The 14,001-nt window shown below is 69.1% G+C and carries 16 protein-coding genes; 9 read left to right on the top strand and 7 right to left on the bottom strand.

The window, feature by feature from the left end:
- Positions 1–72: 72 nt before the first annotated feature.
- The 3 genes from ACQPWU_RS51265 to ACQPWU_RS51275 all read right to left on the bottom strand — a co-directional run bounded on the left by ACQPWU_RS51265 (position 73) and on the right by ACQPWU_RS51275 (position 1,990).
- Positions 73–483, bottom strand: a complete 411-nt coding sequence (locus ACQPWU_RS51265; protein ID WP_433433926.1) for a DUF2000 family protein — start codon at positions 481–483, stop codon at positions 73–75.
- A 62-nt stretch (positions 484–545) separates the two neighbouring features.
- A complete protein-coding gene (locus ACQPWU_RS51270; RefSeq protein WP_433433928.1) occupies positions 546–1,379 on the bottom strand; it encodes an SRPBCC domain-containing protein in 834 nt (277 codons plus the stop codon).
- A gap of 2 nt (positions 1,380–1,381) precedes the next feature.
- The gene (locus ACQPWU_RS51275; protein WP_433433930.1) at positions 1,382–1,990 is read right to left on the bottom strand and encodes a helix-turn-helix domain-containing protein; all 609 of its coding nucleotides are present in this window, start codon (positions 1,988–1,990) and stop codon (positions 1,382–1,384) included.
- Positions 1,991–2,051: 61 nt separating this feature from the next.
- On the opposite strand from ACQPWU_RS51275, the gene ACQPWU_RS51280 reads away from it, so the two are divergent.
- Positions 2,052–2,882 (top strand): AraC family transcriptional regulator, encoded by an 831-nt coding sequence (locus ACQPWU_RS51280; RefSeq protein ID WP_433433931.1) that lies wholly within the window; start codon positions 2,052–2,054, stop codon positions 2,880–2,882.
- A gap of 215 nt (positions 2,883–3,097) precedes the next feature.
- On the opposite strand, the gene ACQPWU_RS51285 is transcribed toward ACQPWU_RS51280, so the two are convergent.
- Entirely contained in the window at positions 3,098–4,117 is a 1,020-nt protein-coding gene (locus tag ACQPWU_RS51285; protein WP_433433933.1) for a GDP-mannose 4,6-dehydratase, read from the bottom strand.
- A 256-nt stretch (positions 4,118–4,373) separates the two neighbouring features.
- Between ACQPWU_RS51285 and ACQPWU_RS51290 the strand changes: the two genes are divergently transcribed.
- The 4 genes from ACQPWU_RS51290 (at position 4,374) to ACQPWU_RS51305 (ending at position 8,531) form a co-directional block, all read left to right on the top strand.
- Positions 4,374–5,639, top strand: coding sequence for a glycosyltransferase family 4 protein (locus ACQPWU_RS51290; RefSeq protein WP_433433935.1), 1,266 nt, complete (start codon positions 4,374–4,376; stop codon positions 5,637–5,639).
- Between the two features lie 3 nt (positions 5,640–5,642).
- Entirely contained in the window at positions 5,643–6,353 is a 711-nt protein-coding gene (locus tag ACQPWU_RS51295) for a class I SAM-dependent methyltransferase (protein ID WP_433433937.1), read from the top strand.
- Positions 6,350–7,405: a prenyltransferase gene (locus ACQPWU_RS51300; protein ID WP_433433939.1), complete on the top strand. Its 1,056-nt coding sequence runs from the start codon at positions 6,350–6,352 to the stop codon at positions 7,403–7,405. The genes ACQPWU_RS51295 and ACQPWU_RS51300 overlap by 4 nt, the downstream gene beginning before the upstream one ends.
- A gap of 157 nt (positions 7,406–7,562) precedes the next feature.
- Positions 7,563–8,531: a DUF1702 family protein gene (locus ACQPWU_RS51305; RefSeq protein ID WP_433433941.1), complete on the top strand. Its 969-nt coding sequence runs from the start codon at positions 7,563–7,565 to the stop codon at positions 8,529–8,531.
- A gap of 7 nt (positions 8,532–8,538) precedes the next feature.
- On the opposite strand, the gene ACQPWU_RS51310 is transcribed toward ACQPWU_RS51305, so the two are convergent.
- On the bottom strand, positions 8,539–9,168 hold the full coding sequence (locus ACQPWU_RS51310; RefSeq protein ID WP_433445512.1) for a class I SAM-dependent methyltransferase: 630 nt from the start codon (positions 9,166–9,168) through the stop codon (positions 8,539–8,541).
- 85 nt (positions 9,169–9,253) lie between these two features.
- On the opposite strand from ACQPWU_RS51310, the gene ACQPWU_RS51315 reads away from it, so the two are divergent.
- From ACQPWU_RS51315 to ACQPWU_RS51330, 4 genes are read left to right on the top strand one after another with little or no spacing between them, the layout of a single operon-like run.
- The gene (locus ACQPWU_RS51315) at positions 9,254–9,706 is read left to right on the top strand and encodes a pyridoxamine 5'-phosphate oxidase family protein (RefSeq protein WP_433433943.1); all 453 of its coding nucleotides are present in this window, start codon (positions 9,254–9,256) and stop codon (positions 9,704–9,706) included.
- Positions 9,703–9,894 (top strand): ferredoxin, encoded by a 192-nt coding sequence (locus ACQPWU_RS51320; RefSeq protein WP_360685428.1) that lies wholly within the window; start codon positions 9,703–9,705, stop codon positions 9,892–9,894. Before ACQPWU_RS51315 ends, ACQPWU_RS51320 begins: the two co-directional genes overlap by 4 nt.
- Before the next feature lie 35 nt (positions 9,895–9,929).
- Entirely contained in the window at positions 9,930–11,018 is a 1,089-nt protein-coding gene (locus ACQPWU_RS51325; RefSeq protein WP_433433945.1) for a Zn-dependent alcohol dehydrogenase, read from the top strand.
- 45 nt (positions 11,019–11,063) lie between these two features.
- Positions 11,064–11,498, top strand: a complete 435-nt coding sequence (locus ACQPWU_RS51330; RefSeq protein WP_433433946.1) for a GNAT family N-acetyltransferase — start codon at positions 11,064–11,066, stop codon at positions 11,496–11,498.
- Positions 11,499–11,833: 335 nt separating this feature from the next.
- Here the strand turns inward: ACQPWU_RS51330 and ACQPWU_RS51335 are convergent, their stop codons facing one another.
- Both ACQPWU_RS51335 and ACQPWU_RS51340 read right to left on the bottom strand, forming a co-directional pair.
- A complete protein-coding gene (locus tag ACQPWU_RS51335; RefSeq protein ID WP_360685437.1) occupies positions 11,834–12,835 on the bottom strand; it encodes a sugar phosphate isomerase/epimerase family protein in 1,002 nt (333 codons plus the stop codon).
- Positions 12,836–12,838: 3 nt separating this feature from the next.
- Entirely contained in the window at positions 12,839–13,990 is a 1,152-nt protein-coding gene (locus ACQPWU_RS51340; protein WP_360685440.1) for a Gfo/Idh/MocA family protein, read from the bottom strand.
- Between the last annotated feature and the right edge of the window lie 11 nt (positions 13,991–14,001).

Genomic DNA, 14,001 nt, shown 5'->3' on the forward strand with positions numbered 1-14,001 from the left:
GAGGGCCGGTTATCCACAGGACGTGGGGCGACCATCGGTGCTCAGACACAGCGGGAGGCGTGCCCGGAGGTGCTAAGGGTGCAGCGAGAGACCCTTCAGCACCTTGTCTACGCCGTTCTTCGGCCCATGGACCGCCACCCCCACCAGCGCCAGCTCGTCGGCCTCCACCGCCCGCACGGCCGCCCGGTTGTCCGCGTCGTGCCCCGTCTTGAACATCTCCTCGATGTAGACGGCCACATCCATCTCGCGCCCCAGCGCCTTCTCCCGGACGCCCCGCAGCCCCGCTGAATCCGCCGTATAGACGAGCACAGGCTGTCGGAGCATCGGCAGGTACGAATTGCCCGACCCGTCCTCGTACGGCTCCCCCATGACCCCCGGCACCCCGCCCGCCACCGCGCTGGACAGGAAGGCGGTGACGTTGAGCTTCTGCCATGCGGCCAGATCCGCGCGGACCACAATGCCGATCTTGGTGTCGAAACGCATGGCCACGAGTCTCCACGCCCCGCCCCGGTCACGTCTTGAACGCTCGTGCGGAACAGGAACAGCTAGGCCATGAAGACCGGCTGCCAGTCGGGCACCTCGTGGTAGCGCCGCAGCTCCGCGACGCCCGCCAGGATCCCGCCCCACGCCGCGTACGGAGGCCGCTCCCCGTCGAACCCGCTCTGCACCAACGTCAGCCGCGTCTTCCCCTCCGACCCCTCCAGCTCCCACGTCCCGACGCCGGTGCCGCCCCAGTCCAGGGAGAACTTCCGGCCGGGCTCGAGCTCGAGCACCTTGGCCGGGCTCGGGTCGTTCGCCAGGCCGCCCATCGCGAAGCGGCCGCCCACGTACGGCTCGATCTCGATCGGGAACCCGAACCACCGCGTCACCGCCTCCGAGTCGATCAGGGAGTCGAACACCTGCGACGGCGAGGCGTCGATCGTGACCTCGGCACGCAGGTCCAGAGAGGTGTAGTCGGCCTTGGGCGTGAGCTCACGCCCCTCGAAGTGCTCGGCCAGGTTGGCGAGGGCCTGGCACCAGTACGTCTGCAGCACCCCCCGGATGCTCTTGCCGGTGATGACGTCCTGGAAGTCGAAGTGTGTCTGCGACAGCGAGACGATGGTCGCGTCCCCGTCCTCCTCCAGCCGGAACTCGGTGGTCGTCTCCTCGCCGTCCAGCAGCCACGCGAACCGCACCGTACGCTCGTCGGCGTGCAGCAACCGCTGGTGCGGCGCGTCGCCCTCAGGCGTGGTACGCCCCCAGAACCCGAACCGGCCGGGCAGTTCCACCTCGGCGTGCTCCGCGAGCCAGATCCGCAGCACGACCGGATCGGTGAGCGCGTTGCGCACTTCCTTGAGAGGCGCCTGAACGCGGGCACGAAGAATCATGGGCTCGGTCATGGTCACTTTCTCCTCTGACGACTCTGATCGGTGGGTCTGGTGGTGTCCGGCTGGCCGGGCTGGTCGAGGGCTTTCGGGTAGCAGGCGACGGCGAGCTTGAACGCGTCCCCCTCCGCCCCGCCATACCGCGTGAACAGGTCCTGCAGCATCGACTGCAGATCGTTCAGGAACTCCTGACGCTTCTCGGGCCGCACGTGGATCTCGCCGGACAGCCCGACCGACGGCAGCTCGGGCGCGCTCCTGTCGAGTGCCGCGATGTCCGCCTGGACCTCCTCCATGAGGTCCAGCAGATAGCCGAGGCTCAACTCGTCGCGCGCCTTGCTCAGCCCGATCCGGCCCACCAGGCGAGGCGACAGCCAGTACGAACGCGCACCGGCCTGGTAGATGCCCTCGCGGATCCCGCGCACCTTGCGCTCCGACACCAGGTCCACGAGGCCCGCCTCGACCAGGCGCTTGACGTGGTAGTAGACCCGCTGCGGCGTCTGGCCGAGCCGCTCGGCGACCTCTGAGCACGTACGCGGCTCCGCCAGCTGCCGCAGCACCTCCACGCGCTGCGGCTTGAGCAGTGCCTCGGCCTGCTCGATCTCTTCCAGGTACAGGACGTCTCTCATCGCAAAAAGAATCCTTTACGTAAAAATTTTGTTTGTCAATGGAGATGGCGACAATGGATGGATGGCACATGACTGGTCCCGATACTGGCGGTCGCCGGACCGGCCGCTGGAGGCCATGCATGCCCACTTCGAGCGGCACGTGTACCACCGGCACAGTCACGAGACGTACTCGTTCGGGGTCACCGAGACCGGCGCGCAGTCGTTCACCTGCCGCGGCTCGGCCCACACGAGCGCGGCAGGCATGGTCATGGCCTTCAACCCGGAGGACCCCCACGACGGCCACGCCACGAACGCGCTCGGCTTCACCTACAAGATCGTCCACATCGGCACCGATCTCGTCTCGAACGCCCTCACGGACGTGACGGGCCGCCATACGGGCCTGCCGCTCTTCGCCGCCCCCGTGGTCGACGACCCCGTCCTGGCGAGCGCGCTGCGCGAACTGCACGCGGCCCTCCTGAGCGGCGAGGCGACGGCGCTACGGCGCGATGAGCTGCTCACGAGGACGATCGCGGCGATCGTACGGCGAGCGGCGACGACCCCGATCCGCCCGGCCGGCAGGCCCGGCAGATCGGCCCGTGTCGCGCGGCAGGCCAGACAGCTACTCCACGACCGGCTCAGGGACGATCTCACGGCCGACGACCTGGCAAGGGCCACGGGCGCCAGCCGGTACGCGGTGTACCGCGCGTTCCGCTCCGAGTACGGGATGGCCCCGAGCGACTACCAGCGGCAGCTACGGCTCAGAAAGGCCCGTGCCCTGATCGCCGGCGGCACGCCACTCGGCGAGGCGGCCATGGAGACGGGCTTCGCCGACCAGAGCCACCTGACCCGCTGGTTCACCCGCTACTTCGGCCTGACCCCAGGCACCTACCGTGAGGCAACCACGGGGGCGTGACGGTCAGCGCGAACCACGGGGGCGTAGACGGTCAGCGCGAACCACGGAGCCGGTGAACTTGCGCGCCGTCACGGCGGCGCGCCACTGACCGGTCAGCGGCCGTGTCCCTGGACAGACGCGAGCCGGCGACGGCGGTTGGCCGACCACGGCAACGCGTAAAGGATGGAAAGCAGCCGGCGGCCGCTTCGTGGACAGACGCGAGCGAATAACGGCGATCAGGGCCAAGAGTCCTCGTCGGGATCGGCGCCGTCGGACAGGAGCCGCAGATCGGACTCGACCATCATCGCGACCAGCTCGTCGAACGACACACTGGGCTCCCACCCCAGCTGCGCCCGCGCCTTCTTCGGGTCCGCGCACAGCAGGTCCACCTCGGCCGGACGGTGCAGCGTCTGGTCCGTCACCACGTACCGCTCCCAGTCCAGCCCCGCGGCCGAGAACGCCGCCTCCACCAGCTCCCTGACCGACTTCATCCGCCCCGTCCCGATCACGTAGTCCTCGGGATTGGCCGCCTGCAGCATCAGGTGCATGGCCTTGACATAGTCGCCGGCGAACCCCCAGTCCCGGCGCGCCTCCAGGTTCCCCAGCCGCAGCTCGGTGGCGAGACCCAGCTTGATCCGCGCCACCCCCAGCGACACCTTCCTGGTGACGAACTCGGCTCCCCGGCGCGGCGACTCGTGGTTGAACAGGATCCCGGACACGGCGAACATCCCGTACGACTCGCGGTAGTTCTGGGTGAGGAAGTGCCCGTACGCCTTGGCCACCCCGTACGGCGAGCGCGGGTGGAAGCTGGTGCCCTCGGTCTGCGGCGTCTCGCTGACCTGGCCGAACATCTCAGAGGAGGAAGCCTGATAAAAGCGGATCTGTCCGGACGAGCCCGAGCCTCGCGACACACCCGAGCACACCCGGATGGCCTCCAGCATGCGCAACACGCCCATTCCGGTCACCTCCGCCGTGAGCTCGGCCTGCTCCCACGACATCGGCACGAACGAGATCGCCCCCAGGTTGTACACCTCGTCCGGCTGAACCCGTTCCACCGCCGAGATCAGGGACCCCTGGTCCAGCAGGTCTCCCCGCACCACCTGCACGTCGGAGAGCAGCTTGCGCATCCGGGAGACACGCGGGTTCGCCTGCCCCCGGGCCAGCCCCCATACCTCATATCCCTGCTCGAGCAGGTGCTCCGCTAGGTAGGAACCGTCCTGGCCGGTGATGCCGGTAATCAGAGCGCGCCTGGCCAAGGGTCCTCCAACTATCACGAACCGCATCCTTTTGGGACGGGAATGTACAGGTAAGCGCGCCGACAGGGCATCGGGCCTACCTAGAACGTGTTCCACCGAACCACGCTCGGTTACAGCAACGTCGCAGTTCGCACGACGTGTGACAGCCAATGTGAACAATTCCAGCCGACCTACCGAATGGTAGCCTTCTCGGACTAAGGTCATCTTCACGGTACACGCCCGTCTCAGGGCCCAACCGGCGGAGAAAGGGGTGTCCGTGCAGGAGCCAACGCAGGGTGTCTCGGGGGAACGGCTGCGGATCGCGCTGCTGTCCTACCGCAGCAAGCCCACCTGTGGGGGCCAGGGCGTCTATCTCCGCCACGTAAGCCGCGAACTGGTCGCGCTCGGCCACCACGTCGAGGTGTTCTCCGGACAGCCCTATCCCGAGCTGGACGAGGGCGTCATTCTGCGAGAGGTGCCCAGCCTCGACCTCTACCGCGACGAGGACCCGTTCAGAACCCCCAAGCTGCACGAATACCGCGACTGGATCGACTGGCTCGAAGTCGGGACGATGTGGACCGCCGGGTTCCCCGAGCCGCTGACGTTCACGCTGCGGGCCTACCGCGAGCTGAAGAAGCGCGTCGGCGACTTCGACGTCGTGCAGGACAACCAGACCCTCGGGTACGGCCTGCTCGGCATCCAGCGGATGTTCCCCGTGGTCGGCACCATCCACCACCCGATCAGCGTCGACCGGCGCATCGAGCTCGAGGCCGCCACGGGCGGGAAGAGGCTGAGCCTGCGCCGCTGGTACGGGTTCGTGAAGATGCAGTCGCGCGTCGCGCCCCGCCTGAGCCCGATCCTGACCGTCAGTGAGTCGTCGCTGGCCGACATCCACCGCGACTTCAACGTCCCCCAGGCGAACATGCGCCTGATCCCCCTCGGCGTCGACACCCGCTACTTCCACCCGCGCCCGGACAAGCCCAGGCGCAAGGGCTCGATCGTGGCGGTGGCCAGCGCGGACTCGCCCATGAAGGGCGTCGCGACACTGCTGCGGGCGGTCGCCAAGCTGGCCACCGAGCGCGACGTGCACCTCACCGTCGTCAGCCGTCCGACCCCCGGCGGCCCGACCGAGCAGCTCGTCCAGGAGCTGTCGCTGGAAGAGCGGGTGCGTTTCGTGCACGGCATCTCCGACGACGAGCTGGGCGAGCTGATCGCCACCTCGGAGATCTCGGTCGTCCCCTCGCTCTATGAGGGCTTCTCGCTGCCGGCCGTCGAGCACATGGCCTGCGGCACACCCCTGGTGGCCAGCCGTACCGGGGCGCTGCCCGAGGTCGTCGGCGACGCGGCCATCCAGGTTGCCCCCGGCGACCCCGAGGAGCTGGCCACGGTGCTGCGCCGCCTGCACGACTCCCCCGAGGAGCGCGAACGCGTCGGCAAGGCCGGATACGACCGTGTCATGGCGCGCTACACCTGGAACGTCGTGGCCAGGAGAACCGTCGAGGCGTACCACGAGGCCATCGCTAATCACAAGAGGAGAGGCTGACCAGTGCTGACCGTGGACTTCGCCCGGCTCCCCGTCGGCCCCGGTGTGCGCGTGCTCGACCTGGGCTGCGGCGGCGGCAGGCACGCCTTCGAGGTGCTGCGCCGGGGGGCGGACGTGATCGCGTTCGACATGGACCAGTCAGAGCTGGACGGCGTGGCGGCCATGTTCGCGGCGATGGACAAAGAGGGCGAGGTGCCGCCGGGCGCGAGCGGGCAGACCGTTCAGGGCACGGCGCTGGACATGCCGTTCGAGGACGGCGGCTTCGACCGGGTCATCGCGGCCGAGGTACTGGAGCACATCCCCGACGACATGGCGGCCATGCGCGAGATCTTCCGCGTGCTCAAGCCGGGCGGCACTGCGGCCGTGACCGTGCCGAGCTTCCTGCCCGAGCGCATCTGCTGGGCGCTGGACGAGGCCTACCACACCGCCCCCGGCGGACATGTCCGGATCTATACGCTGGCCGAGCTGTCGGCGAAGCTGAAGGCCACCGGGTTCGAGATCGGCCCGCACCACCACGCCCACGGGCTGCACGCGCCGTACTGGTGGATCAAGTGCGCCGTCGGCGTCAACAAGGACGACCACCCGCTCGCCAAGGCGTACCACGAGCTGCTGGTCTGGGACATCATGAAGCGCCCCGCCGCGACCAGGATCGCCGAAGCCGTGCTCAACCCGATCATCGGCAAGAGCGTGGTCCTCTACGTCAGGAAGCCATGATCTCCCCCGCGGAGGTCGTGCGGACGGCCGAGAGCATCGCGGCGATACAACAGGACGACGGTGGCATGCCGTGGCCGGAGGGCCACGTCGACGCGTGGAACCACGTCGAGTGCCTCATGGCCATGTCCGTCGCGGGCCTCGAGGAGCCCGTACGGCGCGGCTACGCCTGGCTGGCCCGCCACCAGCGCCCCGACGGCTCCTGGCCGATGAAGCTGGTCGACGGCGTGCCCACGGAGCTGGGCGGCGAGACCAACCACGCCGCCTACGTCGCCGCCGGGCTCTGGCACCACCACCTCGTCACCGGCGACCAGGCGTTCACCGAGGAGCACTGGCCCATGGTCAAGGCCGCGCTCGACTACGTGGCGGGGCTGCAGACCGAGCGGGGCGAGATCGTCTGGGAACGGGACGCGCGCGGCAGGGCCTCGACGTACGCGCTGCTCACCGGCTGCTCGTCCATCCACCAGGGGCTGCGCTGCGGCGTGCTGCTCGCCGAGCACTTGGAGGACCCGCAACCCCACTGGGAGCTGGCCGCCGACCGGCTGGCCCACGTGCTGGCGGCCCATCCCGAGGCGTTCGCGGACAAGAGCCGCTTCTCCATGGACTGGTACTACCCGGTGCTCGGCGGCGCGCTGCGCGGGCGGCAGGCGTTCGAGCTGCTGGAACGAGAGTGGGCGACGTTCGTGGTGCCCGGGCTCGGGATCAGGTGCGTGTCCGACCAGCCGTGGGTGACGGGGGCGGAGACGTGCGAGCTGGTGCTGGCCCTCGACGCGCTGGGAGACCGGGGGCGGGCGGTCACGTTGTTCGGGGACGTGCAGCATCTGCGGCACGAGGACGGCTCGTACTGGACGGGGTGGCAGTTCGCGAACCGCAAGCACTTCCCCCACGAGCGATCCGGGTACACGGCCGCCGCGGCCGTCCTGGCGGCGGACGCGCTGCTGGAGCTGACGCCGGGCTCGGGACTGTTCCGGGACATCGCCGGGACGTCGGTGTCCGATCCGGAGAGCTGCGGGTGCGCCGCCGGCACCGGACTGGTACGTCTCGAGGACCTCTGACCTGGCCTGATCATCAGGCACAAGCGCTTTTGCGGGTTCTTTGCCCCCGAAATCCGGTGCGCCGCCGATGATCGGCGCAATGGGCTTACTAGCTTCGGAGTGACTCGTACGAGGCGTCTTCGGGGGAAGCGTGGGCGACGCGGGCACAACATTGTTCTTGGACCAGGTCAGGACCGAGCCGACATTGCCCAGAGCGGCGGGGCTGCGGCGGCTCCTGGCCAAGGATCCGCTGGAGTCCGATCTGAGCCGGCGACGGTTCCGGACCAGAAGTGGAGCCTCCCGGTCAGCATTCAACGACGCCGAAAGATCGTACGTCTTCGGCTTCAACGCGGTGATGTCCCGGGAAGTTGAGAAGGTTGAGGAAATCTCGGCTGAGCAGCGGCCCTTCGGCTACGAAGGGGCGGCGGCGGCCTGCACCGTACTCGACCTGCTCACGCTGACGCGGGGCCGGCGCCTTCACGAGCTACTCACCGGCCCCGCCCAGCATCATCGCCACGCCGCCTACCTCGGAGCCGGTCGCGCGTACGCGCTGCTGCGGCTCCGGCCCGTACGTGGAGCCCGGCGGGCCCATCCGCTGCTGCGGTGGCTGGCGGTGGACGGGTTCGGCTTCCAGTGGAGCCTGACCAGGGCCAATCGCATGGTGGGCGAGCGCACGATGCCCGACCTGCTCACCAGAGGGCACTGCGCGGTGTTCGACCAGGGGCTGGGGCGGCTGCTCTGGTACCACGACTGCGCCTCACCCGACGACGTCTCCGCCAGGATCGGCGGGTACCCGCCGGGACGGCGGGCCGACCTGTGGAGCGGGGTCGGGTTCGCGGCCACGTACACCGGCGGGGCCGAGTCCGACGAGCTGTGGTGGCTGACCGAGCACGCCGGCGCCGACGGGTTCCGCGCCCATCTGGCGCAGGGGTGCGCGTTCGCCGTGGCCGCCAGACTGCGGTCAGGGACGCTGCCGGACCATTCGGCGCGGGCCGTGCCGATCCTGGCGGGGGCCGAGCCGGAGGAGGCGGCCTCGTGGACGGACCAGGCGCTCATCGCGCTCGGGCACGAGGCGCACACGCACGAGGACTTCCAGCACTGGCAGTCCCAGACCCGCCGCTCCTGGACCCGCCGCCACCGTTTCTGACCAGGGGTCAGATACCAGGGCCGACGCGTTCGAGCACGCGCAGCGACCCCTCCACCGACACCTCACTGAACGCGCCCGACCGCACCGCCCGCTGATAGATCCGGTACGGCGCCTGCCCCCCATCGTTGGGATCGGGATAAATGTCGTGGAAGACCAGAGCGCCACCCTCCATGACGTGCGGCGCCCACCCCTCGTAGTCTCGGGTCACCGGCTCATCGGAGTGCCCGCCGTCGATGAACAGCATGCCCAGGGGCGCGTGCCAGAGCTTGGCGACCTGCTCGGACCGGCCCACGACGGCGATCACCTCGTCCTCGAGTCCCGCCGCCGCGATCGTCGCCCTGAACGTCGGCAACGAGTCCATCTTCCCGAACCGGGGATCCACCAGCGTCGGATCGTGATGGGCCCAGCCGGGCTGGATCTCCTCCGAGCCCCGGTGATGGTCCACGGTGACGACCACGGACCCGGCCTGCCTGGCCGCCGCGCCGAGGTAGATGGCCGACTTGCCGCAGTAGGTGCCGATCTCACAGATCGGGCCGAGCTTGCCGTACTGGCAGGCCGCCTCGAACAGAGCCAGCCCCTCGTTGGCCGGCATGAATCCCTTGGCGTGCTTCGCTGCGTGGCGCAGCTCTGACGGCATCGACATAGGGAAGCACACTAGCCGAACCGAACAACATTCCAGGAGGCCCTTGCAGGGCTCTTCTGAAACCTGTTCTACTTGCAACGTGAATCAGCGCGCTCGCATCGCGATGTCGGACGACGACGTCAACGCGTTCCTCGAGAGCTCACGCAAGCTGCAGCTGGCGACCATCAACCCGGACGGCACGCCGCACCTGGTGACCATGTTCTACGGGCTCGACGAGGGACGTATCACCTTCTGGACCTACACGAAAGCCCAGAAGGCCCGCAACCTGGCGCGCGATCCCCGGGTGAGCTGCCTGGTCGAGACCGGCGACGATTACGGCGAGCTGCGCGGCGTCCTGGTGTACGGGAAGGCCGAGCGGGTGGACGACCGCGATCGCGTCATGGACGTCGGCATGATGGTCGCCCGCCGGATGACTCCGGGCGTACCGGACGAACTGCTGCGCCCGTACGTGGACAAGACCGGGCAGAAGCGGGTTGCGTACGTCGTCGAGCACACCAAAGTGGTCTCATGGGATCACAGGAGGCTCACGTGAAAATCAAGCTGGACGAGCTGGTCTGCGAGGCCAACGCCGTGTGCATGGGGCTCGCGCCGGAAGTGTTCGAGGTGGACGACGACGACCAGCTCCACATCCTGCTGCCGGAACCACCCCCCGAGCTGCAGGATCGCGTCCGCCACGCGGTCAGGTCCTGCCCCAAAGCCGCCCTTTCCCTCGAGGAATAGCCAGCCCTACGCCTGAGTTCGAGGAGGAACCCCCCATGCGCGCCGCGATCCTGCACGCCGTAGGCAACGACAAGCTGGACATCCGCGACGACGTCACCCTGGCCCAAGTCGGGCCGGCGGACGTACGCGTACGGATCAAGGCGACGGGCGTCTGCCACTCGGACCTGTCGGCCATGACCGGCGTCCTGCCGCAGCCCGTGCCGCTGGTGCTCGGGCACGAGGGCGCGGGCGAGGTGGTCGAGGTGGGCGAGCACGTCACCTCGCTCAAGCCGGGCGACCACGTGGTCATCAACTGGCGGCCGGGCTGCCAGGAGTGCGACCTGTGCCTGGGCGGCCAGCCGTACCTCTGCATCAAGTACGTCGTCGAGGCGTTCAGCAAGGGCAACTTCCGCTTCGGGGGCGACGGGGCGACGGCGTTCGGGATGGCGGGGTGCGGCACCTGGGCGGAGGAGATCGTCGTGCCATGGCAGGGCGCGATCAAGATCGACGAGGACGTGTCGTGGGAGGCGGCGGCCCTGATCGGCTGCGGCATCACGACCGGCGTGGGCGCCGCGATCAATACCGCCAAGGTACGCCCGGGCTCGACGGTCGCGGTGATCGGCTGCGGCGGCGTCGGCCTGTCGGTCATCCAGGGCGCCCGCGTCTCCGGGGCCAGGACGATCCTCGCGGTCGACCCGCTGGAGTCCAAGCACGAGCTGGCCAAGAAGGTGGGCGCGACGCACGCGGTCACCCCGGAGCATGTACCGGAGGCCATCAACGAGCTCACCGCCGGCGCCGGCTTCGACTACGGCTTCGAGGTGGTCGGCAAGTCGGCCACGATCCAGAGCGCCTGGCAGATCACCAGGCAGGGCGGCGACGTCATCGTGGTCGGGGCGGGCGCGATGGACGACATGGTGTCGATCTCGGCGTTCAGCCTGCTGTTCGAGGGCAAGAACCTGCTGTCCAGCCTGTACGGGGAGGCGGACGTGCGCCACGCCTTCCCCTACTTCGCCAAGCTCCACAAGGCCGGCAAGCTGGACCTGGAGTCGATGATCAGCGCCCGCATCCGCCTGGCGGACCTGAACGACGCTGTGGCGGCGTTGCGGAGCGGTGAGGTCCTCCGGCAGATCGTCCTCATGGACTGATGGTCCGCCACAGTCGAAGAGGACATTGGCCTTACGCTTGCCCGCATGCAGATCCGCCTCAGGAACTCCAGGGACAGGGACGCTTGCGTGCAGGCACTCGCCCAGGTCCAGGCCGCCGACCGCTATCCCGTGGACTGGCCGGACGATCCTTGGGGCTGGCTGACCCCGGCCGATCTGACGTCGGCCTGGATAGCGATCGAGGCGGGCACCGTGTATGGCCACGTCGGTCTCACCCGGGACGCGGAGATCGTCCGGCTGTTCGTGACCCCGGCAGCACGCGGGCGGGGTGTGGCCGCCCAACTCCTGGACTCGGTCCGCGCCGCTGTGCGGGGGCCGCTGAAGCTGGAGGTGTCCTCTGAGGGCAGGGCGGCCATCGCGTTCTACGAACGGTCCGGCTGGCGCAGGGTGGGCAGCAGCCGCGCTCACTGGGTCAACGCAGCCGGTGAGCCCGCGCTGCTACACCACTACGTGAGCCCGTAGAGCCCACTGAGACCACGGCAGCATGTGTTCCTCCTGCCTTCCTGGAAGGGACAACTGATCGCCCACGGGTCATGGAGGCCGCCCGCGTCACCGGCGGGCGGCCTTCCCGACTCGACACCTGGCGTCAGCGCACCGCGAGGTGGAGGCGCTCCCTCCTCTCTCGATACGAGCCCCGTCACCTCCTCGAGGGCTTTACGCGCATTCATCTCCGGCGGTCAGCCGAAGGACGACTTCGCCCCGGTCGACGCCGGAGTGCGCGAGGGAGGAGCCCCCTGGGAGGCGCTGTCTGGAACCGCTGGCGCGCAGCGCCCCCCGTGGAAGGCCTTGCTTCTCCCCTAGGTGGTCGAGAAGGCGGCGTCGAAGGCGGTGGCCGGTGGGGTGATGGAGTTGAGCTTGCGGATGTACGCCAGAGCCTCCCTGGCCCCGTCGAGCCGGTCCATCCCCGCGTCCTCCCACTCGATCGAGATAGGTCCTTCGTACCCGATCGAGTTCAGAGCGCGGAAACAGTCCTCCCACGGCACGTCGCCCCGCCCCGTGGAGACGAAGTCCCAGCCGCGGCGCATGTCCGCCCACGGCAGGTGCGAGGACAGGCGGCCCTTGCGGCCGTCTCCGACGCGCATGCGCGTGTCCTTGCAGTCCACGTGGTAGATCCGGTCCTGGAAGTCCAGGATGAACCCGACCGGGTCCAGGTCCTGCCAGACCATGTGGGACGGGTCCCAGTTCAGGCCGAAGGCGGGGCGGTGGCCGATCGCCTCCAGGGTCCGCTGGGTGGTGTAGTAGTCGTACGCGATCTCGCTCGGATGGACCTCGTGGGCGAAGCGCACCCCGACCTCGTCGAAGACGTCGAGGATCGGATTCCAGCGGTCCGCGAAGTCCTGGTAGCCGGCCTCCACCATCGAAGCGGGCACCGGCGGGAACATGGCCACCGTGTGCCAGATCGACGACCCGGTGAAGCCCACCACCGTGTCCACGCCCAGCAGCGAGGCCGCCCGGGCCGTGTTCTTCATGTCCTCGGCCGCGGCCTGGCGCACCGACTCGGGGTCGCCGGAGCCCCAGATGCGGGCGGGCAGGATGGCCTTGTGACGCTCGTCGATGAGGTCGCAGACGGCCTGGCCGACGAGGTGGTTGGAGATGGTCCAGACCTTGAGCCCGTGCTTGTCGAGCTGGGCGCGCTTCTGCTCCACGTACGACGGGTCAGCCACGGCCTGGGCCACGTCGAAATGGTCGCCCGAGCAGGCGATCTCCAGGCCGTCGTAGCCCCATTCGGCCGCCAGCCTGCACACCTCCTCGAACGGCAGGTCGGCCCACTGCCCCGTGAACAGGGTGACAGGTCGCATGAGTCAGTCCTCCACGTTCGTGTAGCGGCTGCCCTCAGCCGCGCTCTGCTCGACCGCCTCCAGCACCCGCTGGACCCGCAGCCCGTCCGCGAACGACGGCGACGGGTCGGCTCCGGCGGCGATCGCCTCCAGGAAGTCCTTGACCTCGTGGGTGAAGGTGTGCTCGTAGCCGAGCCCGTGCCCCGGCGGCCACCAGGCGCCCACGTACGGGTGGTCGGGTTCGGTGACCAGGATCCGCTCGAAACCGCCGCCGCCGGAGCTGAACCACAGCTCGTTCATGGCCTCGAAGTCGAATGCCAGGCTGCCGAGCGAGCCGTTGATCTCGATGCGCATCGCGTTCTTGCGCCCGAAGGCGAAGCGGGTGGCCTCGAACGAGGCCAGCCCTCCGCCCGACAACCGCCCGATGAACAGGGCGGCGTCGTCCACGGTGACCTGCCCCATGGAGTCGGCCCGCGAAGCGCCCAGGCCCGCCGACTCCGCGGCGAGCGGGCGTTCCTTGATGAACGTCTCCGTCAGCGCCGAGACACCCACCAGCGTCTGCCCGGTGATGAACTGGGCCGCGTCGACGATGTGCGCGCCGATGTCGCCCAGCGCGCCCGATCCCGCCTTGTCCTTCTGCAGCCGCCAGACCAGCGGGAACTCCGGGTCGACGATCCAGTCCTGCAGGTACGCGGCACGCACGTGCCTGATCTCGCCGATCCGGCCCTCTTCGACGAACCGGCGGGCCAGCGCGACCGCGGGCACTCGCCGGTAGTTGAACGCCACCATGCTCTTGCCCGGCGCGGAGGCCGCGGCCCGGACCATGGCCTCGGCTTCCTCGACGGTGTTGGCCAGCGGCTTCTCGCAGATCACGTGCTTGCCTGCCTGCAGCGCGGCGATGGCGATCTCGGCGTGCGAGTCGCCGGGTGTGCAGATGTCGACGATCTGCACGTCGTCACGCGTGATCAGCTCCCTCCAGTCCGTCTCGGCATCGGCCCAGCCGAGCTGCGCCGCGGCGGCCTCCGTGCGCTCCTTCGACCGGCCGGCGATCACCGCCATGCGCGGCGTCAGCGGAAGGTCGAAGAAGGCTCCCACGCTCCGCCAGGCCTGGGAGTGAACGCGGCCCATGAACGCGTAGCCGATCATGCCCACGCCGATGGTGGTCTTGTCTGACATGCAACCCCCGA

This window comes from Nonomuraea sp. CA-141351, from assembly GCF_050944675.1.
Classification (GTDB): domain Bacteria; phylum Actinomycetota; class Actinomycetes; order Streptosporangiales; family Streptosporangiaceae; genus Nonomuraea.